The sequence below is a fragment of the Trinickia fusca genome, from assembly GCF_003628145.1.
GTDB lineage: Bacteria > Pseudomonadota > Gammaproteobacteria > Burkholderiales > Burkholderiaceae > Trinickia > Trinickia fusca.
In genome coordinates, this window is the sequence record NZ_RBZV01000002.1 from 503,187 (window position 1) to 524,765 (window position 21,579).

General features: G+C 62.1%; 24 protein-coding genes and 1 tRNA gene. 9 read left to right on the top strand and 16 right to left on the bottom strand.

Features of this window, described 5'->3' with window-relative positions; translation table 11 throughout:
• Window positions 1-138: 138 nt before the first annotated feature.
• From D7S89_RS06985 to D7S89_RS07000, 4 genes are all read right to left on the bottom strand, one after another.
• Entirely contained in the window at window positions 139-363 is a 225-nt protein-coding gene (locus tag D7S89_RS06985; RefSeq protein WP_121276907.1) for a tautomerase family protein, read from the bottom strand.
• Window positions 364-453: 90 nt separating this feature from the next.
• Window positions 454-1,470 (bottom strand): iron-containing redox enzyme family protein, encoded by a 1,017-nt coding sequence (locus tag D7S89_RS06990; protein ID WP_121276908.1) that lies wholly within the window; start codon window positions 1,468-1,470, stop codon window positions 454-456.
• Between the two features lie 114 nt (window positions 1,471-1,584).
• On the bottom strand, window positions 1,585-2,568 hold the full coding sequence (locus D7S89_RS06995; RefSeq protein WP_121276909.1) for a pyridoxal-phosphate dependent enzyme: 984 nt from the start codon (window positions 2,566-2,568) through the stop codon (window positions 1,585-1,587).
• 598 nt (window positions 2,569-3,166) lie between these two features.
• Complete coding sequence (locus D7S89_RS07000; RefSeq protein WP_121276910.1) at window positions 3,167-4,039, bottom strand: hypothetical protein; 873 nt, start codon at window positions 4,037-4,039, stop codon at window positions 3,167-3,169.
• A 705-nt stretch (window positions 4,040-4,744) separates the two neighbouring features.
• On the opposite strand from D7S89_RS07000, the gene D7S89_RS07010 reads away from it, so the two are divergent.
• The 3 genes from D7S89_RS07010 to D7S89_RS07020 all read left to right on the top strand — a co-directional run bounded on the left by D7S89_RS07010 (window position 4,745) and on the right by D7S89_RS07020 (window position 5,824).
• Entirely contained in the window at window positions 4,745-5,176 is a 432-nt protein-coding gene (locus D7S89_RS07010; protein ID WP_121276911.1) for an STM2901 family protein, read from the top strand.
• The gene (locus D7S89_RS07015) at window positions 5,176-5,535 is read left to right on the top strand and encodes a DUF1493 family protein (RefSeq protein ID WP_121276912.1); all 360 of its coding nucleotides are present in this window, start codon (window positions 5,176-5,178) and stop codon (window positions 5,533-5,535) included. The genes D7S89_RS07010 and D7S89_RS07015 overlap by 1 nt, the downstream gene beginning before the upstream one ends.
• Window positions 5,536-5,749: 214 nt before the next feature.
• Window positions 5,750-5,824, top strand: a tRNA-Gly gene (locus D7S89_RS07020).
• 139 nt (window positions 5,825-5,963) lie between these two features.
• On the opposite strand, the gene D7S89_RS07025 is transcribed toward D7S89_RS07020, so the two are convergent.
• The gene (locus D7S89_RS07025; RefSeq protein ID WP_121276913.1) at window positions 5,964-6,278 is read right to left on the bottom strand and encodes an antibiotic biosynthesis monooxygenase family protein; all 315 of its coding nucleotides are present in this window, start codon (window positions 6,276-6,278) and stop codon (window positions 5,964-5,966) included.
• 50 nt (window positions 6,279-6,328) lie between these two features.
• On the bottom strand, window positions 6,329-6,505 hold the full coding sequence (locus tag D7S89_RS27385; protein WP_183085115.1) for a hypothetical protein: 177 nt from the start codon (window positions 6,503-6,505) through the stop codon (window positions 6,329-6,331).
• On the opposite strand from D7S89_RS27385, the gene D7S89_RS07030 reads away from it, so the two are divergent.
• Complete coding sequence (locus tag D7S89_RS07030) at window positions 6,504-6,710, top strand: hypothetical protein (protein WP_147426605.1); 207 nt, start codon at window positions 6,504-6,506, stop codon at window positions 6,708-6,710. The genes D7S89_RS27385 and D7S89_RS07030 overlap by 2 nt on opposite strands.
• A gap of 218 nt (window positions 6,711-6,928) precedes the next feature.
• Window positions 6,929-7,723, top strand: coding sequence for a tRNA (guanosine(46)-N7)-methyltransferase TrmB (trmB, locus tag D7S89_RS07035; RefSeq protein ID WP_121276915.1), 795 nt, complete (start codon window positions 6,929-6,931; stop codon window positions 7,721-7,723).
• Window positions 7,724-7,729: 6 nt separating this feature from the next.
• Here the strand turns inward: trmB and D7S89_RS07040 are convergent, their stop codons facing one another.
• From D7S89_RS07040 to D7S89_RS07050, 3 genes are all read right to left on the bottom strand, one after another.
• Window positions 7,730-8,566, bottom strand: coding sequence for an undecaprenyl-diphosphate phosphatase (locus D7S89_RS07040; protein ID WP_121277336.1), 837 nt, complete (start codon window positions 8,564-8,566; stop codon window positions 7,730-7,732).
• 38 nt (window positions 8,567-8,604) lie between these two features.
• On the bottom strand, window positions 8,605-9,189 hold the full coding sequence (locus D7S89_RS07045) for a DUF1439 domain-containing protein (RefSeq protein WP_121276916.1): 585 nt from the start codon (window positions 9,187-9,189) through the stop codon (window positions 8,605-8,607).
• Between the two features lie 113 nt (window positions 9,190-9,302).
• Complete coding sequence (locus D7S89_RS07050) at window positions 9,303-9,599, bottom strand: YkgJ family cysteine cluster protein (protein ID WP_121276917.1); 297 nt, start codon at window positions 9,597-9,599, stop codon at window positions 9,303-9,305.
• Between the two features lie 146 nt (window positions 9,600-9,745).
• Between D7S89_RS07050 and D7S89_RS07055 the strand changes: the two genes are divergently transcribed.
• From D7S89_RS07055 to D7S89_RS07065, 3 genes are all read left to right on the top strand, one after another.
• The gene (locus tag D7S89_RS07055; RefSeq protein ID WP_121276918.1) at window positions 9,746-10,006 is read left to right on the top strand and encodes a hypothetical protein; all 261 of its coding nucleotides are present in this window, start codon (window positions 9,746-9,748) and stop codon (window positions 10,004-10,006) included.
• 105 nt (window positions 10,007-10,111) lie between these two features.
• Window positions 10,112-10,765 (top strand): protein-L-isoaspartate O-methyltransferase family protein, encoded by a 654-nt coding sequence (locus D7S89_RS07060; RefSeq protein ID WP_121276919.1) that lies wholly within the window; start codon window positions 10,112-10,114, stop codon window positions 10,763-10,765.
• Between the two features lie 65 nt (window positions 10,766-10,830).
• On the top strand, window positions 10,831-11,154 hold the full coding sequence (locus D7S89_RS07065) for a rhodanese-like domain-containing protein (RefSeq protein ID WP_121276920.1): 324 nt from the start codon (window positions 10,831-10,833) through the stop codon (window positions 11,152-11,154).
• An 84-nt stretch (window positions 11,155-11,238) separates the two neighbouring features.
• On the opposite strand, the gene D7S89_RS07070 is transcribed toward D7S89_RS07065, so the two are convergent.
• The 4 genes from D7S89_RS07070 to aptA all read right to left on the bottom strand — a co-directional run bounded on the left by D7S89_RS07070 (window position 11,239) and on the right by aptA (window position 16,671).
• Entirely contained in the window at window positions 11,239-12,108 is an 870-nt protein-coding gene (locus D7S89_RS07070) for a sulfotransferase family protein (RefSeq protein WP_121276921.1), read from the bottom strand.
• 93 nt (window positions 12,109-12,201) lie between these two features.
• A complete protein-coding gene (gene cysC, locus D7S89_RS07075; protein ID WP_245982736.1) occupies window positions 12,202-12,834 on the bottom strand; it encodes an adenylyl-sulfate kinase in 633 nt (210 codons plus the stop codon).
• A gap of 277 nt (window positions 12,835-13,111) precedes the next feature.
• Window positions 13,112-15,088, bottom strand: coding sequence for a hypothetical protein (locus D7S89_RS07080; protein WP_147426606.1), 1,977 nt, complete (start codon window positions 15,086-15,088; stop codon window positions 13,112-13,114).
• Window positions 15,089-15,336: 248 nt separating this feature from the next.
• Window positions 15,337-16,671, bottom strand: a complete 1,335-nt coding sequence (aptA, locus tag D7S89_RS07085) for an omega-aminotransferase AptA (protein ID WP_121276923.1) — start codon at window positions 16,669-16,671, stop codon at window positions 15,337-15,339.
• A 180-nt stretch (window positions 16,672-16,851) separates the two neighbouring features.
• Here aptA and D7S89_RS07090 point away from each other — a divergent pair, with 180 nt between their 5' ends.
• Window positions 16,852-18,087, top strand: a complete 1,236-nt coding sequence (locus D7S89_RS07090) for a glycosyltransferase (protein ID WP_121276924.1) — start codon at window positions 16,852-16,854, stop codon at window positions 18,085-18,087.
• Window positions 18,088-18,121: 34 nt separating this feature from the next.
• Here D7S89_RS07090 and waaA read toward each other — a convergent pair whose 3' ends face one another.
• From waaA to waaC, 3 genes are all read right to left on the bottom strand, one after another.
• Window positions 18,122-19,459 (bottom strand): lipid IV(A) 3-deoxy-D-manno-octulosonic acid transferase, encoded by a 1,338-nt coding sequence (gene waaA / locus D7S89_RS07095; protein ID WP_121276925.1) that lies wholly within the window; start codon window positions 19,457-19,459, stop codon window positions 18,122-18,124.
• Window positions 19,460-19,535: 76 nt separating this feature from the next.
• The gene (kdoO, locus tag D7S89_RS07100; protein ID WP_121276926.1) at window positions 19,536-20,420 is read right to left on the bottom strand and encodes a Kdo hydroxylase KdoO; all 885 of its coding nucleotides are present in this window, start codon (window positions 20,418-20,420) and stop codon (window positions 19,536-19,538) included.
• Between the two features lie 21 nt (window positions 20,421-20,441).
• On the bottom strand, window positions 20,442-21,437 hold the full coding sequence (waaC, locus tag D7S89_RS07105; protein WP_121276927.1) for a lipopolysaccharide heptosyltransferase I: 996 nt from the start codon (window positions 21,435-21,437) through the stop codon (window positions 20,442-20,444).
• Window positions 21,438-21,579 lie beyond the last annotated feature (142 nt).

A 21,579-nucleotide genomic window follows, 5' to 3' on the forward strand; every position in this document is an offset into this window, starting at 1 on the left:
TGGAAGTAGAGCCACGCGCTGCGCCAGGGCCGTGGCTGCCCCAGACGCACCACCTGATTCCAGTGCTCGTTCGACAGCAACGATCGAGCCGTTTGCGGCGTCAGCAGCAACGGTTCCACCTGCGGGCCGGCGTCCGCTTCACGACTTGGCATGACCAGCCTCCCGCCTCTTCTTTCGCCGTGCCGTCACGGTCTCTCCCGCGACACCCCAACTGTCGGGATTGACCTCGTCGATGACGACGAAGGTGGTATTGGGGTCCTTGTCCAGCACGTCGACCATGACAGCGGTGATGCGCCGGATGATTTCGGCTTTCGTGTCAGCCGACAATCCGTCGTCCGTGAGTCTCACATTGATGTAGGGCATTGTTCCGATCTCGCGCGGGTATGAACGGCCGGCGCGGATGCTCGCGCATCGCGCTCGGCCGTATTGAGCAGATTGCCGAATCGATCGCGCTCAGGCGACTTTCCGGTTGGGAGCGATGTTCCTGATGTGGTCGTACAGCCGGTCGCTGACGCGCGCAGCCGTATCGAGTCGGCGATTGACCCCGAACACGATGTCTTTCATCACCGTGGCATCCTGGCGCAGGATCGGCATCACCACGTGGTACAGCCAGTCCAGCGCATGCTCGGCATCCACCGTGACGTGCTCGAGGTGATAGGCAAGTTGCGTATCGGTAAGGCCGAGCCGTTTCCATCCGGCGATCTGATACTCGAAGCGGCCCGGAATCATCAGCTCGGTGGCCAGCATGGTGCCGATCAGTTCCGTCAGCCGGGCCCGGTTCGTCGCCAGGCTCAGGTACATATTGATCAATTCGAGTTCTTCGACGACCAGGAACTCGTGGTTGGTCACATAGTCGTCGACCGGAATACCGAGGAAGTTCATCAGATCCCCGCGCATATTCCGGTGCACGCGCGCATCGACGGCGTGCCCCACTTCGTCCCAGTAATTCTTGACGAACTCGACCTTGATCGAGCCATAGACGCCCGGCAGCATGAACGCGAGGATGTCGCCGAACAGCATCTCCAGCGGCGTTTCCTGCACGAAGAACTCGCGCATCTGATCCAGGCTCGCTTCATCCCGGAGGTACTTGAAGATCGGATGCAGCTCGTTGGAGTGGTGGCTTGCCACATGCTCCTTGACCCATTCCGGGAAGTCCTCCACGGAGGGCAGGCTTTCGAGGGTGGCGGTGTATTTCGCCCTTTCGGACAGCTCCCACTGCTGCTCGATGCGATATTTGATCGCGGCAATGACGGGGTGATTGACGTTCACCGGCGACCGCGTCCAGGGAGTGGACAGATGCGCCAAATTGATTGCATAAAGGGCGCGGTGCGCATCGAGACGGGCTTCCTGTTCGCCATCGACAAATGCCCTCGACGCGAGTTCGTCAACGGAATTGACAATCTCCGAATCTTTGATAAATGAATCTTTAATTCCATTGGCATACAAAAAATCGCGAACGAATTTGTCCATGCTCGATCCAGTTAACAGTTGTTTTGCAATGACAGGGCTGCCGTCAATTCAATGCGGCACGTTTCAGAATCACGCAACACCAGGCGATACCAGAACAGCAATAAACCGAAATAATCAGGCGACCTCGCGGACTTCGGCGCACGACTTCACCGAGTGAAAGTCATGCTCGATCAGCCACTGATCCGAAATGAACTTGCTCATGTAATTGCGCACGCCGTCTGGCAGGATCACGACGCAATTCTTGCCCGCTTCGAGATGCTTGGCAGCCTCGAGCGCGGCGCAAACGGCCGATCCGGACGAGCCCCCGCACAACAACCCCTCCTCTCGAATGAGCCGCCGCGCCATATCGAAGGAATCCTTGTCGTTCGTCTTCATCCAGCGGTCGATCAGATTCCGGTCCAGCACGTTCGGAATGAAGTCGTAGCCGATGCCTTCGACCTGATAGGGCGCAATATGGGTACCGCCGGCAAGGATCGACCCTTCCGGATCGGCACCGACGATTTGCACATGCGGATACTGTTCTTTGATGCGCTGCGCGACCCCGGTGACGGTTCCGCCCGTGCCCACGCCCATCACGACCATGTCGACGTTCCCATCCAGGTCGTCGATGATTTCCTGTGCCGTGAAGTCGTAGTGCGCCTTGGGATTGAAGGGATTGCGGTACTGGTCGAGGATATGGGCGTTCGGGATTTCGCGCTGCAGCCTGCGGGCAACCTCGATGTGGCTATCCGGATCATCCCAAGCCACCGCGGGCGTGCGAACGATCTCCGCCCCGAGCGCCGCCAATATCGCTTCCTTCTCGGCACTCATCTTGACGGGCATGGTGATGATGACGCGATAGCCTTTCACCGCGCCGGCAAGCGCAATGCCAATGCCGGCATTGCCGCTGCTGGCCTCGATCAATACGTCGCCCGGTTTGATGATGCCCTGCTGCTCCGCCGCCTCCACCATATAGAGGCCGATCCGGTCCTTTACCGACCCACCGGGATTCATGAATTCACATTTCGCGTAAACATTCGCCGCGACATGGCTCGCGACCCTGTTGAGTCTCACCAGTGGCGTGTTGCCAATGCACTGAAGTATCGAATCGAACCTCATCGAACGTCTCCCCCAACTTTTTAAATCCCCGTCGGGAGGTCGATTTCATTGATATCGACAGAGTCCGGAGGGGAGCGATGTTTGCAGATATTTATTAAGACCCTTCAGTCGATGACCGCTGCAACCCATGCAAGCAATCGATCAACAAAGCCTTATTCCTGGAATCCATATGAATTCCACTTATTGGAATATGCTAAGAGCGTGTGCATTTAACGCCTTCGGAAAGCTCTATTCAACTACTACAAGTGGTAGCGTTAGTGAGCACTACGCTTTGCGTAGCTGCACCCAGAAATTTGCGTCAGAAATTTGTCAATGATTGACCAGTCTTTATTTTTTTAAATACTTATAAGTGACTAGTCAGTCTGTACGAAACTAGCGAATTGACAACGGCGTTTTTGGTGAGGTACTGGGTGGCTTTACGAAAAAAAGGGAACGCCTGATCGGTTGCGAAGCGGCAGACAAGCGCTTCGACTAGGAGAGAGGGCCGACGTCTGGAAGGGTGTGGCTGGGATGAGGGCGAAGCTGGCCGCTCCGCCCATCGTGGCAGTCGAAAAGCGCCCGTCACGTAAGATCTGGGCACTTCGCCGCGGCGGACAGCTTATTGCTTCGACAACTGACCGTAGGCAACCCCGGTATTGCCCGAGTGGAGCGCGTACATGAGCGTGCGCGTGTAGTAATTCGCGACTTGTGTCGGCAAGAAAACGAGCGCCGCGTTACCTGAATAGGTCGTGGCTGACGTCAGGCTGCACATCGAACCAGCAGCCGGCGAAAGCGTGACGGTCATCGTGTAAAGGTTCTTGTTCGAATTCGGCGTGTTCAGCACCAAAGTGCCGGTGACCGGGCAATAGCTGAGGGTGCCGCTCACGGTTCCGTCGTTGGCAACCGTCATTGAACTACCCTGTTGCGCCCAAGTTCCAACGACGCTCGCCTGAGTGACTGCGAGAGCGTTTGCCGCGTCGTAGGCCAACGAAATCGACGTACTGCCGCCATTTGCAGCATAGCTGCCGGTAAACAACTGCTTGGGGACGAACGTACCCGAACCGCCGGTCGTAGGAGAGGCGGTGAACGTGGACGCGAATTCCGTTCCCGGCGTCATCGTCCAGTTAGACGTATTCGTCGTGATGGAGGCGAAAAGCTCGTTCATCACCGTTGTGGCAATGAGGTACAGATAGGTGAAGTTACCGCTCGAATCGATGAAGACCGTGTGCTTGATGGTGCCAGTCTCGTCCACCCAGATCCCTTCTACGCCGTTACCGACCGCTGCCGTCGATCCGGACTGCGGATTGATGAGACTCGGGAGCGTTTCAGAATTGGCGGGAGGCGTCGGCGCAACGGGCGCGCTTGGGGCCGTGGGTGCAGTCGCATTGGTGGTTGTGGAAGGCGTGGCCAAATCCGAACCGCCGCCACCTCCGCAAGCGGCCAAAGTCAAGGAGGCGAGCAGCGAAAGCGTGAGTGTTGCGTGTTTTTTCATAGTTGGCATTGCCCCGGCGAACGCGGCGTTTCAATGCCGAGCCCTCTTGCCGGTTATTTGAGTTATCTCGAGTGGTCGTTGCGCGTGGACTCCGGGAATCTCTCGACGACAGGCTTTTTGTGCTACGAATTACCCCGAAGCCTGTTCGTGCACCGGAATCGTGCGGCGCGAAGTATAGGGTATTCCCCTAGAACGCTCCCTCTTTTTCCGCCTCAGGTCGGCGTGCTGTTGCAAATTTGTAACGAATCGTAACCTGGCCAGATGGACTCAGCTGCCCAGCGCTCGCTAGCCAAGCTATCGAGAACACGGTTGCAGCGTGGGGCAACGCGGCCCGACGATCAGATGGCCATAGTGGTAAAGGCCCTAAGCGGGTTAGCTGACGAACGCGCGCTCGTCGTAAATTTCGTCCAGCAGTTCAGCGATATGCTCAAGGCGAAGCATCCGGCTCCGACGCAACGACGAAAGCAGCCGTTCGCAGGCATACGTAGTTGGTCTAACGATAACGGCGTTACGTACGTCTGGGCCTCATCTATGCAAGCTGCGGCCCCAGATAGGGCAGGTAGTGCCCCCTGCCGACCTATTACTCAGACGGAACGGCTAGTGCGTCAGCTTTTTTGATACGATCCTGACCACGAACAGCGGCTCACGTAGGCCGTTCGCAAGCACGCATTTGAGCTTCAACAAAAAAACAAATATGAGGGCCGCATGAGCAACACGTATAACTACGGATCCCACAAAGATCTCGAGCCGACCGAGCTTTTCTTATTCATCGCCATAGACCAAACCTGCGAGCAGCTTGGCATTAATGATGTTGAATACGTCATCCTTATTTTGTCAGGGCTTCCGATTTTGCCGACTCGGGCTAAGCCATTAGGAGCGACCAAGGGAACGTCTGTTGCCTCCGTTATGTCTCGCTCGCTGTTCCGCTATGAACTGAAAAGGAAGGTGTTGCCGACATTCACACTAAGGAGCATCCAAAGGCTGCGTTGGGTCTTGACCCACAAACTTAGCGTGTTCGTTGGGCGAACTCTGCCGGGCGTTGGTTGGGTGCTACTAGCGAACGACGTCTATCAGATCGCGTTTAACACTGCCGTTAGATACAATCGAATTGTCTCACCTGAGGACAGGGTGTTTTGATGGAAACCTATACTTGGGAAAGCCTTGAATTGTTCGTCAGAAAAGAAGCACGCATATCACCGAAGAAAACCATAACCCTGGAATCGACTATTGAAGACGATTTAGGGCAACAGGGCGACGATGCTGACGAATTCATGCAGCGCTTCTTTGAAGTATTCCGCGTCGAGAGGGGTGACTACGACTTTCATCGCTATTTTTTGATGGAAGGCGAAGGGATTCTGTATCACTTGCTGATGAGGCTACTAAGAAAGCCACATACATTTAAGCGGGAAACCCTAACCGTTGGCATGCTTCATAGGGCACTCATTAACGGAAAGTGGGACTCGGAAACGCTATCGCAAGTTTCCCCAAGTCGATGACAGTGGTTGGGCGGAGCTGGTATCGGCGACGCCCATGGTCGGAGATGGGTGTGAGTATAGGCCGAAACGCTGAACTGGCCTCGTTCAACGCAGACGACAGACCGCTCTGCAAGCGCTGCTAGCACTCCCTTCCGGAGTGCATACACTTTTCACGCCAACTGCCACGACACCCCACTCCCCAAACCACCAAAATCCCTGTAGAATTGTTGGTTCTGCGGGCGTCGTATAATGGCTATTACCCTAGCTTCCCAAGCTAGAGACGTGGGTTCGATTCCCATCGCCCGCTCCACTCTCCCCCTTCCAAGCGCTTCAGTCGCACCGCGACCAGAAACCCAAGCGCCCCTGCTGCTCCGCTACCCACTTCCTGCCGTTGTTGCCGCTGTCGTTCCTGAATCGACGAACGCACCGTTACGTCTTTACTGCCTCAATCACCGAACCGGCAGGTCGAGCACCCCATCCCCATACGTCCGGATGACTTCGGAAATGATGACCTGATACCCGTCGAGCCAACGCGCTTGATTCGCCTTGGCCTTGAGATGGGCAGGATGCTGGACGAGCGCCTGAAGCGCCTCTAGCGACTCCCAGTAGTACACATTCGAGATCAAGCCCGTGGACGGGTTTTCCCATGCTTCTTCGCCGAGATAGCCCGGGATCTCTTTCGCGACGTCCGCAATGATTCGATCGAGCCGATGGAATTCGTCGTCGAACTGCTTTTTGGCAAAAACAAACGTAGAAGAGTACATACTCGAATCGATATCCAATGGCTGGCAAAAGAGAGGAAATCGTACGCGCGTTACGCGAAGGCGCGATTGTAGCGCTGCGTCGACACCCGCCCTCTCTGATCGCACCCTTTTGAACGAACGGAATTTCCGCCGACATTTGCTGTCGATACGTCGATCAAGCTGGTCGGGAATTCCGGCCGGCGATTTTCGCTCTCCCATTTCACGCCGACGATGGAACGGTATTTCATGTCTCGCACGAGTGCTGTTGCGCTGCTGGTCGATGCGCGCCAGTCGCTCGCCGCCGAGCTTCAGGAGAAGGCCAAGCACGCACCCGAGCACAGCGAGCAGATGCTGCGCGATATCGAACGTCTGTTGCTCGACGTGCGGATCCGCCGCGTGCGCGAGTTCCAGCTCGAATACCCGACGCGCGTCTACGTGATCGTCTCCGAGTGATCGCGCCCAAACGCCCGAAAAGGAACGCTCGCGGCCCGTGAGTGCCGCACCCGTGCGCGCTTCGTCTACAATCTCGCGCACGTTGCGCTTCGCGGCCGGTCCGATCGACCGACATCCGGCACGCCAGCCGCCTCATCGAAGGCGGCCGTTTCACGCACGCGACATCGCGATTGCCCGTCGCGCCGCGCATGACTCTCACTCCGATTGCTTTATCACCGATGATTCACGATCCGAACGACGCCGGCTTGCCCGACGAACCCACCGCTTCCGACGACACCTCGGCCGGCGCATCGACCTCCCCCGTCGAGGGTACGAGCGACGACGCATCGGAGCACGTGCTGTACCGGCGCCGTATCCGCAGCTTCGTCACGCGAGCCGGCCGCGTATCGACGGGCCAACGCCGCGCGCTCGACGACCTGGGCCCGCGCTTCGTCCTGTCTTATGCGGGCGAGCCCGCGAACTGGGATGCCGTGTTCGGCCGTCAGGCTCCGCGCGTGCTCGAAATCGGCTTTGGCATGGGCGCGACGACGGCTGAAATCGCTGCCCAGCGCGCGGGCGACGATTTCATCGGTGTCGAAGTGCACGAGCCTGGTGTGGGCGCACTGCTCAAGCTGATGGACGAGCAGCAGCTGTCGAACATCCGCATCCTGCAGCACGATGCCGTGGAAGTGCTCGAACACATGATCGAACCGGGCACGCTCGATGGCGTGCACATCTTCTTCCCGGACCCTTGGCACAAGGCGCGCCATCACAAGCGGCGCCTGATCCAGCCGCCGTTCGTGGCCCTGCTCGCCTCGCGCCTGAAACCTGGCGCCTATCTGCATTGCGCCACCGATTGGCAGAACTACGCGGAGCAGATGCTCGAGGTGCTCAGCGCCGAGCCGACGCTCGAGAATACGGCCGACGGCTACGCGCCGCGCCCCGACTACCGTCCCGTCACGAAGTTCGAACGGCGCGGCCTGCGCCTCGGCCACGGCGTGTGGGATCTGGTCTTCAAGCGGCGCATCGACTGAGCGACCTCACATTCCCCAGTCGAGCCAACCACCGTAGCCGGTGACGAGCACGAGCATGCCGAACGCGATGCGGTACCACGCGAACACTGTGAAGTCGTGCGTGGCGACGTAGCGCAGCAGCCAGCGCACGCACGCGAACGCACTCACGAATGCAGCCACGGTGCCCACGGTGATCAGGTCGGCCATGCCGCCAAGCGCATGGCCGCCGTGCTTCATCAGCTCGTAGCCGGTTGCGCCGACGATGACGGGAATCGCCAGGAAGAAGGAAAACTCGGTGGCGACGCGCCGCTCGACACCGAGCAGCATCGCCCCGATGATGGTCGACCCCGAGCGCGAAACGCCCGGAATCAACGCGCAGCACTGCGCGCAGCCGACCTTCAGCGCGTCGAGCGGACGCAGTTCATCGAGGGAGCGGATGCGAGCCGGCGCATCGCCGCGTGCGCGCTCGCGCGCCTGTGCCCACAGGATCAGCACCCCGCCCGCGACGAGCGCAAAAGCAACGGGTACGGGCGAGAACAGTACATCCCGGATCGCAGCCTCGAACAGCACGCCGAGCGCGACGGCGGGAATCGTCGCGACCACGACGTTCAGCGCGAAACGTCGCGCAGCGGCATCGGTCAGCAGCCCTGACGTCACCGACCCGATACGCCGCCGGTACTCCCAGCACACGGCCAGAATCGCACCGAACTGGATCACGACGTGAAACGTCTTTGCGCCGTCATGGTTGAAGTCGAGCAGGCTGCCGGCGACGATCAGGTGGCCGGTGCTGGAGACCGGCAGGAATTCGGTCAATCCTTCGACGATACCGAGAACCAGCGCCTTCGCGATCAATGCCCAATCCATCGATGCCTCCTGTCGCCATTCGCCGCAGCGCGCCGCCGTCACTTCTCGACGATCTGCACGCGTATGCCATTTGTAAGGATGGTGATTGTACCGGGTTCGAACGTAGCCCCGGCAAATTGCAGTTGCTCGGGCTTGAACGTGTAGATCGGGTAACCGTCGAGCCATTGCGCAGCGGCCAGCGCGCCCGCGGCCTCGATCTGCTGACGATAGGCGCGCGCCTCGCCGCCGGCATCGACCTGCTCGACGCTCGGCGCCCGGAGCACCACGGCATGGCTCGCACTGTCATATTCGAGCCGGCTCGTCAGTGTGAAAGTACCGTCGACGGGCTGTTGCAGGAATGGGCTAGCCACGTGCGCATCGATGCGCACCGCCAGGCGGTTCGCATCCGGCTCGAAGCCGACGACCGGATTGCTGAGCGTCACGTTGAGCACCTGCGACACGGTGCGCCGATATGGAAACTTGCGTGCCACGGCGTCCTGCACCTGCTGCTGCGAGAACGTGTAGTGATCGGGAATGAAGGGAAACGTCGCGCTCGCGCATGCGGCGAGCGGCGCGGCCAACGCGGCGACCGCGCAAAGCGTCCGCAGGAACCGGCGCCGGTCAGGCGCAGCGGCGTGCGTCATACATAACCTCCTGCTGATTGAATCGGGAATCGGGAATGATCAAGAATACCGGGCGGACTCGCGATACCGACACAGCATCGAGATTCCGATTTCGGCAGTTCGCGGCAATTCGTTTACGCCCGGCCCGGGCGCGTAGCCGTTTCCAGCTCGGTCAGCCACACCAGCGCCTCGTCGCGCGAACTGCCGCACATCTGGGGTTGCGGCTGCAATCCCGAGCAACACGCGGGGCGCTCGGGCCGCCCGAAAATCAGGCATCGGTTGCCGTCGGCCAGTTGCACGCAGCGCACGCCCGCAGGCTTGCCGTCCGGCATACCCGGAATCGGGCTCGTAATCGACGGGGCGATGCAGCATGCGCCGCAGTCTGGGCGGCATGCATGGGTGCCGGCGGACGGCGAAACGGAAACACTCACGACCTTGACCTCGAACGTCTACAGCGCGCGTCATGCGGCGCGCCAAGTCGGCATTGTGCCTGCGTTTGCGCGCCGCGGCTTTCGCGGGTAGAAACAGACCTTGGTAAAGTAACAACCCCTTTCCACGGCAGAATCGAGGACACATCATGCGCGGCACGAAAGCCATCCACGCAGTCGAACGGCTCAAGGCACGCAGCGGCAACGCCGCCTATGCCGCGGTAAGCCTGCCAGGCGGACGCTTCCGTCTCGTCGACAAGACCGGTGGTCAGGACGCGCCCGTCGGCGAGCCACTGCCGCTCGAAGCCTTCGTGACATTCGTCGATACGCTCTCGCCAGCCCAGCCGAAAAAGGCGAGCAAGCTCGATGTCGCGTTCGAGGCGCAAATCAAGCGCAGCCAGAATCGCTAACGGCGCCTCCGCGCGCACGCGCGGTAGCGCCCCCCGGTTTGGTACAATCCGCAGGTTTCTCTCCACCGTCGTTGTCGAACCGCTTTCGCCTCAGCCCGTCAAGTCATGAACATCGAGCAAGCCCGTTTCAACATGATCGAGCAGCAAATCCGCCCCTGGGATGTGCTGGACCAGGAAGTGCTCAATCTGCTGTCGATCGTCAAGCGCGAAAACTTCGTTCCCGCCGCGTACCGCGACATCGCTTTTGCCGACCTCGAGGTGCCGCTGCCCGCTGGCCAGCACATGCTCGCGCCGCGCGTCGAAGCTCGCGTGCTGCAGGAATTGGCCATCAAGAAACACGAGAGCGTGCTCGAGATCGGTGCAGGCTCGGGCTACATGGCAGCACTGCTCGCGCATCGCGGCCATCACGTGCTGACCGTCGACATCAAGCCTGAGCTCGTCGAGCTGGCGCAGCACAACCTTGCTGCGAACGGCGTGACGAACGTGCAAGTGGCGCTCGGCGACGCCTCGCGCGGCTGGGCCGCTGGCGCGCCGTACGACGTCATCTGCGTCTCGGGCGGCCTGCCCGTGCTGCCGCAAGCGTTGCTCGAGCAGCTGAAGATCGGCGGTCGCCTAGCCGCGTTCGTCGGCACGGCGCCGGTCATGAAGGCGCAGATCATCACGCGCATCGACGACAAGCAGTTCCGCGTCAACGACGTGTTCGAGACTTACATCGAAGCGCTCGAGAACGCCGCCGAGCCGCCGCGCTTCAAGTTCTAAGTCCCTGCACAGGGGCGTGGCCGCCAAGCCATGCCCTCGCCTCTCTTTCGCCCTACTCGTTCACGATGCAAAACCTGACCGCTCCCGCACTGGCCGAATGGCTCGCCGACAACGCGCGCCACGCGCCCGTGCTGCTCGACGTGCGCGAACCGTGGGAAATCACCACGGCCCAGATCGCCGGCTCGATCTCGATTCCGATGCGCGACATTCCCGCCCGCAGCGAAGAACTCGACGACGACGCGGAAATCGTCTGCATCTGCCATCACGGCGCCCGCAGCGCCAATGTCGCGATGTTCCTCGAATCGCGCGGCTTTACGAAGGTGTTCAACCTGCAAGGCGGAATCGATGCCTGGTCGCGTCAAGTCGACGCGTCGGTGCCGCTTTACTGAACACGGCAAGCGATATAAGAAAAAGCGGCCTGCATCCTCGATGCCGGCCGCTTTTTCTTTGGGTTCCTCATGGCGTGAGGCGGCTCATGCGGCATACCCGAAGCGCTCGAGACATTGCTGAACATCCTGCGGCACCTGTGAGAAGTCGTGGCCGCCATACGTTTCCCATGCGCCGACACTGCCCTTGAAGACGGGGCTCGTTTTCGCTTCCGACCAGCTCCGGTAGGCCGGCGACAACATCTCGTTCAGGTCGCTTTTGTGAAACCGGCGGTAATCGGTTGCTGTGCCGGGCTCCAGCATGCGAGGCTCGTACGCGATTTGCAGAAATACGCATATCTTGCGTAGTTCGCGTTCGGGGTCTTGAACGAAATCTTCATAACGAACCGTAAGAACCTGCTCCGGGCGCAGCATCTGTTCGCACGAGGTAGCGATCGCGCTCGCTTCCACAGCCCACCGAGCCAGATTCCGGCCGACGTCCTTGTGCCACCACGGTGTCCTTGCGAACGAAATCGCCACGTCGCGGCCATCCCGGACCATATGGATATAGCGCGCCTGCGGATAGAGCTCGTTCAGAATATCGATGCCCAGGCCGTACCAAGGGGTCTGCTCGAGACACACCGACTTGCCCTTCGCCTTCGCGATCTCCGCATAGAACTCGCCCATCAGCAACTTCAACGTCGCGACAGGGAATGACATGCCCTCGAGATAGCGCTCATAGTCGAAGTACGCGCGAAGATCGTGCGGGCACCGCTTCTGCACGAAGTCGATGTAATCGGCCGCGCCAGCTTTGAAATGCACACCGGCCTCGACGATTTCGTGCAGCCCCGCGCCATTGCCGCGGTACTGAAAGAGAAGCTGCGTTTCCGGGGGCACGCAAACATCAGAATGAGCGTCCAGAATCGATGCAAGCAGCGTCGTGCCGCACCTGCCCGTTCCGATAATGAATCCGTTCATCAATTTCCCAATGAAATAATTTAGGTGTGCAAATTAATATATCGATCTGATCAAGACCAACCCTAAACCACGAGCGTCGCTCCGCAGGCCGCGTCAATCCAAGCTGCGTGCGAGCCGGATGTGATCGCCGACGAATCTCGAGAGTGTAGCGAGGCTCTCCGTAATCGAGCCGCTCATCGTGTCGATTCTCAGATCGGGCGAAATCGGCGCTTCATAGGGGGAAGACAGGCCTGTGAATTCAGGTATTTCGCTGCGACGGGCCCGGGCATAGAGCCCTTTGGGATCGCGCGCCTCACAGCATGCCAAGCTGCTGTCGACATGGATTTCGAAGAAGCGGTCCTTGACGATGTCGCGTGCAAGTTCGCGGTGGGCCACGAGCGGAGAGATCAACGCACAGATGACGACGAAGCCCGTGTCCTTGAAGAGCGCGGCGACCTCGGCCGTGCGGCGAACGTTTTCGAGCCTGTCTGCGCTCGTGAACCCGAGCCCCGCATTCAGCCCGGTGCGCAGCTCATCCCCGTCCAGGACCATCACCAAGCACTGCCGGAGCCTCAGCTGCGTTTGCAGCGCGCGAGCGAGCGTCGACTTGCCCGCCCCCGACATGCCGGTCATCCAGAGCACGCCGCCAGGGCTCTCATTCTGTGTACGGTACGACGCGGGCAGCGCCCTCGGTAGGGGCGCGGTGTCTGCCGCCAGCATCGACGCAGACTGGGTGGACTGTTCCAAGATTCTCTCCAGCTCGCTTGCCGCACGGATGTTCGTTGTGGGCAACTGCTTGGGCCGCAGTATATGTCGTGACCCGCGAAGAATCGGAGAACGTCTGGAGTGCGAACTGTTACGGATCGTTTCCCACACCGCACCGGGTGGGCGCCGTTCCTTACAGCCGAAATGAAAATGCGGGACAGGCAGGAAAGGCCGCCCCGCCACTGCACGAAGCCGTGAAGAATCTTCTGAATTAATTGACGCGTCGCACTCCCTGCCGGCAGCGCGACGCGCCAGATGGTCAGTCGTTGTACTTCCAGATGTTGTAGAAGCTGACCTGCCCCGACGTCCAGCCCAATTGCACGAGGCGCGAGGCGCCCGCTTGCAATGCCGGGAACGCACATGCCGGCGTGCACTGCTGCGTGCCCGTCTGATCCATGCCCGCGGTCACCGTCGCCGAATACTGGCCGCTGGGGGCATACGTGGCAGGCCCGACCCACCAGCCGTCGACTTCGGTTGCAGGCGTCACACCCGTGCCCGGCGAAGCTTGAATCTGCGCCTTCATTACGAGCGGCGCGATGTTGGCCGTCGTCGTGTTGTTGGCCCATTGCAGGTTCACCGCGCCTTGCGCACTCGCCGCCGAGCCCGACGGACTCAGGAAGGCGCTCGTCGTGCTCGAGAGCAGCGATTGCCACGCGACGCCGTTGCCCGCCGCAGCCGGCAGCGTCGGACTCACGTTCGTCACGGTGAACGGCTGGCCGATCGCGGTGCCCGTAGCGTCATAGAACGTCACCGTATAGTTCGCGTACTGCGGCACGTTGGTCGTGTCGATCGGCTGCGGCGTATAGAGGCCGCTGTTGTTGCTGCCGGGCGCAAACGTGCCGGTGAGGCCCGGCAACGTCTGCCATGACCAGCGATACAGGCTCGTGTTCGAGTTCGTCGTCATCGGCGCAGTCGGTGCTTGCTGGAGCGCCGTGCTCGTGAGCGCGAGCAGCGTATTGCCCGTGCCGTTGCGCGGCACGAGATACACCGAGCCGCTGATGCCCGGGCCCGTCACCGACGCGGAAGCGAGATTGACCGGATTCGGCGTGCCCGCCGCGCCGACCGGAATGTTGATGCCAAGCCCTGCCTCGTAACGGCTGTATGGCTGGTTCGTCGCGTCGAGCGACTGGCGGCGCGCGAGGAACGAGCTGATCGTGACGTTGTAGGGTTGTTGATTGCCGACGATGTCCCACGTCCCGCCCGACTGTTGCACGATCGTCGTGGTCGAACCGAGCGTGCCGTCGGCCGCCTTGTAGCGCAGCAGCACGAGGGCCTTCTGCGTGCCGTTGCTCATGAAGAACTTCAGCGTCTGCGGCGTACCGAGCGTGACACCAGACGCTGCCAGGGCCGGATGAGCGGCAGCAAACGTCGAATAGCCGTTCTCCAGGTAGCTCGAATCGATCGCCTGCGAGCACGACGCCGAATTGCCGCCAAGGCACTGACCCAACGCAGTGACGACGGCGCTGAGGTAATTGGCTGCGGCCGGCGGCGCGACGAGCGGCGCGAGCGGCGACGAATTGACGTTCAGCGCAAAGCCGTTGATCGGGTCGGACGCCGACATCAGCTTCGTCCCGCCCGTCGGCGCCGCGACGATCTGCACGGCATCGATAGCGGCATCGGCACCCGTCTGGTTGGCCTTGAACGGCGTGCCAATCGGATCGAACGACGAAGCGTTCAGGCCGTTCATCGCCAAGATCGACTGCAGCGCCGTGTCGAGCTTCGTCACGGCCGATGCTACGTTGGCCTGCGTGACCAGCGAGGACAGATTCGCCGGCGAAGCCACGTCGAGTGAATTGCCACTGGAGGTCAGCAGCGCGGCCACGGCGGTCGTCAAGGTGGTCACGTTGGCCGTGATGGTCGCCGAGCCGGCCGGCACGCCAGCCAACACCGAGACGAGCGTCGGGCTGATGCCGGACGGATCGGAGGCGACGATGGCCAACGGCGGCGTCAGTGTCGTGATGTCGATCGAGTAGTTGCCTGACGAGTCGCTGACCGCAGCAGCGCTCACGCCCTTCGAATCGATGACCGTCACGTTCGCGCCGACGACTGCGCTACCGACTGCCACCGTACCCGTCATCGTCGTGGAAGCTGCGCTCGTCGGGCTCGAACTCGTCGAGCTCGACGAACTGCCCCCGCCCCCGCCGCAGCCGCTCAGCGCCGCAATGGCAAGCACTGCCGCAGCCGTCAATGCAAACCCCGTTTTGGCGCGAAGCCGTGTGGTCTTTTGGTGATTCACTGTGGTCCCCGTTGACTCGGTTTGTTTCGGTTTCGATACGGCTTATTTACAACTTCATTTTTTTTGCAATACGAATGCAAAACATCCGACATGAAGCCGTCCAATTTAAGCAGATGGTTTGGTGTGCCGTCTATCACGCGTACCAATGCCACCACACGCGCTGCGAGGCGGAGCGATTACGAACGGTTACACCAGACCGCAGCCAATCGGATGACGGCCGCGGACAACAAGGCAGCGAAGTGTGTCGATTACTTCGTTTCCCTAATCACTTGCGCAACAGTGGAAAACAATTCATCGATTTGCGTTTCGTCGATGATCAGCGGCGGCGAAAACGCCAATATGTCACCCGTATAACGGACCAGCACGCCCTTCTCGAAGCAGCCGACGAATACGTCGTAGGCCCGCTTGCCCGGCGCACCTTCGCGTGGCTGCAATTCGACGCCGCCAATGAGGCCGAGATTGCGCACGTCGATGACATGCGGCTCACCGCGCAACCGGTGGATGGCAGCTTCGAAATACGGTGCCAGGCGTGCCGCGCGCGCGAACAGCTGCTCGCGCTCGTAGAGATCGATCGTCGCGCAAGCGGCTGCGGCCCCGATCGGGTGGCCTGAGTAGGTATAGCCGTGGAAGAACTCGATACCGTCGGCCACGCCGCCAACGATGGCATCGTGGATCGCCGCACTGGCTGCCACGGCGCCAAGCGGCGCCGCCGCGTTGTTGGTCCCTTTGGCCATCGTCAACAAATCCGGCGTCACGCCGAAATATTGCGCGGCGAATGCTGCGCCCAGGCGCCCCCAGCCCGTGATGACTTCATCGAAGATCATTAGGATGCCGTATTGATCGCAAATCGCGCGAAGCCGTTCGAGATAGCCACGCGGCGGGATCAGCACGCCCGCCGACCCGGCAACCGGTTCGACGATGACGGCGGCAATCGTCGACGCGTCGTGCAGCGCGACGAGCCGCTCGAGTTCGTCCGCGAGGTGCGCTCCCCATGCGGGCTGGCCTTTCGAGAACGCCGCATGCTCGAGGCTCAACGTATGCGGCAAATGATCGACCGCGGGCAGCAACGCGCCCGAATACGCTCGGCGATTGGGCGTGATGCCGCCCACCGAGATGCCGCCGAAGCCGACACCGTGATAGCCACGCTCGCGCCCGATGAAACGCGTACGCTGCCCTTGACCGCATGCGCGGTGATAGGCCAGCGCAATCTTCAGCGCGGTATCCACGGCCTCGGAGCCCGAATTGGTCAGGAAGATGTGCTTGAGATCGCCTGGCGTGTGACGTGCGATTTTCGTGGCCGCTTCGAACGCGATCGGATGGCCCATCTGGAACGTCGGCGCAAAATCCATTTCTTCGGCTTGCGCTTTCACCGCGGCGACGATTTCGTCCCGGCAGTGCCCGGCATTGACGCACCAAAGCCCCGCCGTGCCGTCGAGAATGCGGCGCCCGTCATACGAGGTGTAGTACATCCCCTTCGCGCGCTTGAGCAGACGCGGCGCTTGCTTGAACTGACGATTGGCCGTAAACGGCATCCAGAACGCCGACAGGTCGAGCGATGCATCATTGGAATCGCGCTGGCTCATGTTGTGCCCTCCTCCACGGCCCGATTCTTTAGTCTAGGGGCCGTGTCGCGTTTCACCAATGTCGCTCGTGCGGCGCTGCCGTAACCTGTCAAACGGGGGTGCTAGAATGCGCGGCAAATATTTAAAGCGGGTCCGCTCATCCCCACCAGGAAGCGGGCACGCGTGTACCTAGCCATACGCATGACCAAGCCGACACGCCGCACCTCCATCCTGTTTCACATCGTCGAATTCAACGAAGGGGGCATCGAATCTTCGCTGCTTCAATGGTTGAAGATCTACGATCGCCGAGAATTCGACGTGAGCCTGTCCGTCATGTTCACGTCGCCCGCGTTCGAAAATCATTATCGGGCGCTCATTCCGGCCGACGTGAAGCTGGAGATGCTGGTCGATCGGCCCTGGCTCAACTACTTCCAGGCCCGCCGTCACGCGAACCGGCTCGGCAAACCCGGGCGTGTCGCGCGCGACGTATTCAACTCGCTGGCCGTGCGGCCCTATGTGACCCGACGTCTGGCCGCGCTGGCCCGTCAGCACGACGTGATCGTCGACTTCGATATGTCCCTGCGCCGCTGGGCTGGCCGCTTCGACATCGCCTGGCTCGGCGTCAATCATTTCAGTTTCGACGCGCGCCTCGGCCATCGCCCCCGCAAAGCAAAGAGGCTGTCGCGCCAGTACGCGCGTTATGACGCAGTCGTCGCCTTGAATGAGCAAATGGCGGCGGAAGCGACCTCGATGTTCGGCGACACCTTGCAGCGCCTGTTCGTCTTGCCCAACGCCATCGATGTCGACGGCATCCGCGCCAGCGCGAACGCGGCCGAGGCGCCGCGCGCGCCATGTTCGGCACCCTATATCGTGTCGGTGGCACGGCTCGACGAATACCAGAAGGATCATGGCACGCTGCTGCAGGCTTACGCGCAGCTATTGCGCGAGGTCGACGTTCCCGAACATCTCGTCATCGCCGGCGACGGCGGATCTCGACAGGCCCTTCAGGCGCGAGCCGCTGAACTCGGCATCGCCGCGCGCGTGCATTTTGTCGGCCATGTCGACAATCCCCACGCCCTCGTAGCCGGAGCAAGCCTATTCGTCCTCAGCTCGCGGTTCGAAGGCATGCCGATGGGGCTGCTCGAAGCGCTCACGCATGGCAAGGCGATCGTCGCCACGGACTGCCCGACCGGCCCGCGCGACATTCTCGACAATGGACGCTTCGGCATCCTGGTCCCTGTCAGCGATACCGCTGCGATGACTGAGGCGTTTCGCAACTTGCTGACCGTCGAGACGCTTCGCCACGAACTCAGCAGCAAAGCGTTCGCGCGCGCGCAGTACTACGGCATCGAAGAAAGCAACAAACGATTCGCTGCCTGCGTGGCAACCGCTCGCGGTGCACGCGGCGAGCCCGCCATCGCGACAGCGGCGCGCTGATATCGGGGGCTGGCATCGGCCAGCCCGGCTTTGCTCAGGTCTGAGAGGGCTGTGGGGGCTGTGAAGCCTGCGCATCGAGCAACGCCGCCAACACGTCGACGGTACGCGCCGTCGCGCCACGATGTCGCGCCGCGAACGCCGCAGCAGCCGCACTCATCGCTACGCGGCGTGGCTTATCGGCGAAGACTTCGCCAAGCACGCGCGCCAGTTCCGCCGGATCGGCCACCTGCACACAAGCGCCAGCCGCGACGGCGTCGGCCGTCGCCTGCGTGAAGTTGAACACGTGCGGGCCGATGAGCACCGGCACCCCCACAGCACATGCTTCGATCAGATTCTGTCCTCCGAGCGGCAACAGACTGCCGCCGATGAACGCGATGTCGGCCGCCGCGTAGTAGGCCCCGAGCTCGCCCATCGAATCCCCAAGCAGCACCGTCACGTCTTCAGGCAGTGGCGCATGCGCGACCTCGTCCGCCGCTGCCGCGCGTACCTCGCCACCCCACGCCGAACGACGCAGCGCGCGCAAGCCACGCCGCTCGATCAGCGCCGCCACTTCGTCGAAACGCTGCGGGTGCCGGGGCACGAGAATCAGCAGTGCGTCTTCAGTCGAGAGCGCGGTGAACGCATCGAGCACGAGACCCTCCTCGCCCTCGCGTGTGCTCGCCGCTACCCACACCGGCCGCGAGCCGATCGCGGCGCGCCACGCGCGGCCACGCGCCACCAACTCCGGCCGCGTGGCCATATCGAACTTCAGGTTGCCGAGCACGGCGACATTGCGCGCACCAAGGCCGCCAAGCCGCTCGGCATCGGACGGGCTCTGCGCGAGCACACGGGTAAAGCCGCCGAACACCTCGCGCACGGCCGAGCCGAAACGCGTCGCGCGCTTGAACGAGCGTGCCGACATACGCCCGTTGGCGAGCACGAGCGGCACGTCGGCACGTCGGCATTCGTCGATCAGCGTCGGCCACACCTCGGTCTCCATCACGATGCCGAGCGCAGGCCGCCATGCCCGCAGAAAGCGCCGCACGGCCTGCGGCATGTCATAAGGCAGGTAGCAACGCGACACGCTGTTGCCGAACAGCTGCACGCCCGTCGCGCGGCCGCTCGGCGTCATGTGCGTCACGAGCAGGCGCGCATCGGGGCGTGCCTGCATCAACGCATGAATCAGCGGCTCGGCCGCGCGCGTTTCGCCGACCGATACCGCATGGACCCAGATCAGCGGCGCATCGTCATCGAGCCGACGCGTCGGCCCGTACCCGAAGCGCTCGCCGATATGCTCGCGATAGCCGCGCTCGCGGCGCGAGCGAACCAGCAGGCGCACGACCGCAACGGGTGCCGCCAACCACCAGAGCGCGCGATAGAGGACTCTCAGCATGCGCGCCCTCGTTCGTCGAAGTCATGTCGGGCCGGCGCGCGCTGCGCCGGCGATGTCAGAAAGCTCATGCCGACGTTCAAACCAGCGCCCGTCCCTTCAAGCGCTCGAGAATGCCGAGCGGCGCGCATTCGGGCTGTGCCATCGCGCGCGCGGGCAGAAAGAACGTCTGCTCGAGCATGAACTGGCCCGACATGACCGCGTGCGAGGTCTGATCCGAAAAGCAGATCCACACGCTGCCCGGCGGGAACGGCATCGTCTGCTGCTGCGCGCTCTTCTGATACTCGAGATCGGCCTTCATGCCGTCATGCAGATGCAGCATCAGGTGATCGTATTCGCTGCGCGGCGTCTTCGTGATGTGGAGCAAATTCAGCAGCCACGCCGAGCCCGGCAGCTGCGGCTTGATGCGCGGCAGAAAATGCTTGGCCATGTCCTCGAACGGCTCGCCCACGCGCCACACGCGCGGCACGCCGTTGGGGTTCACGTTCGTGAACACGCGCAGGATGCGCTCGCCGCGATTGGGCCGCGAGGGGAACGCATCGACGTGCAGGCGGCTGTCGTCCTTGCGCCACGATGTATGGCGCGTTTCGACCTGCATCAGACGCAAGCTCGTGGGCGCCGCGCGCAGCTTGCCGTCGTACTCGGGGAACAGGCCATCGACGAGCGTGCGTGCGTTGTTCTGATAGCGCGCGATCAGCGCGCGCACGGCCGACTGCGTGACGGAATCGCCGATCACGCCATGCAGCGCGCCGCCGTTCGCATCGAGGCTGATGTTCTTGCGTTTCGGGTCGGCAAGCGCCGGATCGAGCAGCGCGGTCTCGCCGCCTTCGATCGCAAAGCGCAGGTTCGGAAAGTACAGCACCTTGCCGTTTTCGAGCGCGGCGCGCAGCGTCTCGCGCGGCACCGGCAAGCCCTGCCCCTGCCAGTCGGCGGCAGTCACTTCGACGATTTGTGATTCTTTCATGGTCTCGTTCAGCGCTATCGATTACAGCAGACCGAATTCGGCCAGCGCGGACTTCACTTGCGGCAGCGTCGGCGGTGCGCCGGCCGTGCCGAGATTGACGACGCGTGGCGACCAGTATCCGCCGGTGCGCCACGCAGTTGCGAAATTGTACAACTCGACGGTCGGCCGTTTCAGGGCTGCGGCGATATGCACCAGGCCCGTATCGACGCCGACGGTCGCCGCGGCCGCATCGAGCAGGCCGACGACGGCCGGCAACGACAGGCGCGGCGGCACGATCGCCGCGGCGCCGAACCCTTTCGCGAGCCGCTCGCTCGTCGCGCGCTCGGCCTCGCTGCCCCACGGCAGCACGAGCGACATGCCGCGTGCGACCAGCGCCTGGCCGAGCTCGATCCAGGCCGCATCGGGCCACTCTTTGTCGGCGCGCGAGGTCGCGTGCACGAACACGACATACGGCACGGGCAAATTCAGGCCGAGCTCCGACAGCGCCAGCGCCGCGCGCGACGTATTCAGGCCGAAGTCGATGTCGTCGGTCGGCTCGGGTTGCGGCGCATCGAGCGCGGCGGCCACGAGCTGGCGCGTGCGCTCGACGACGTGCGTGCGCGGCACGATCGGCACACGCCGACCGTAGAAGAAGCGGACCGGCCATTCGTAGCCGGCGCCGTCGGTACGATTGCCGAGCCCCACGAGCGGGCCGCGTGCCCAGCTCGCGACCCAGGCCGTCTTGATGAGCCCCTGGCAATCGATGACGAGGTCATAGCGCTCGGCGGCGAGCATGCGCTTGAACGCGGCGATCTCGCGCCACGTCTTCGGCGACAGCGGCTGCTTGCGCCAGCGCCGCAGCGAGAACGGAATCGCGCGATGCACGCCGACGACGAGCCGCACCAGCTCCGCGAAGCTCTCCTCGACGAGCCAGTCGATTTGCGCGTCGGGGTACTTGCGCCGGATGTCGGCGACGACAGGCATGTTGTGGACGACATCGCCGAGCGACGACACGCGGACGATCAGTATCTTTTGCACACTGAAAGAAAAAAGAAAGGGAAGACAGCCATGCGGCGGGGGCATGCAAATGCGGCCCCAAAGGGCAGCGATTCTACCCTGCCCGAGCCCAAGCCGGCCACGCAGGCTGCCCAAGCGTCGACGGCACGCCTGGACGCGGAGG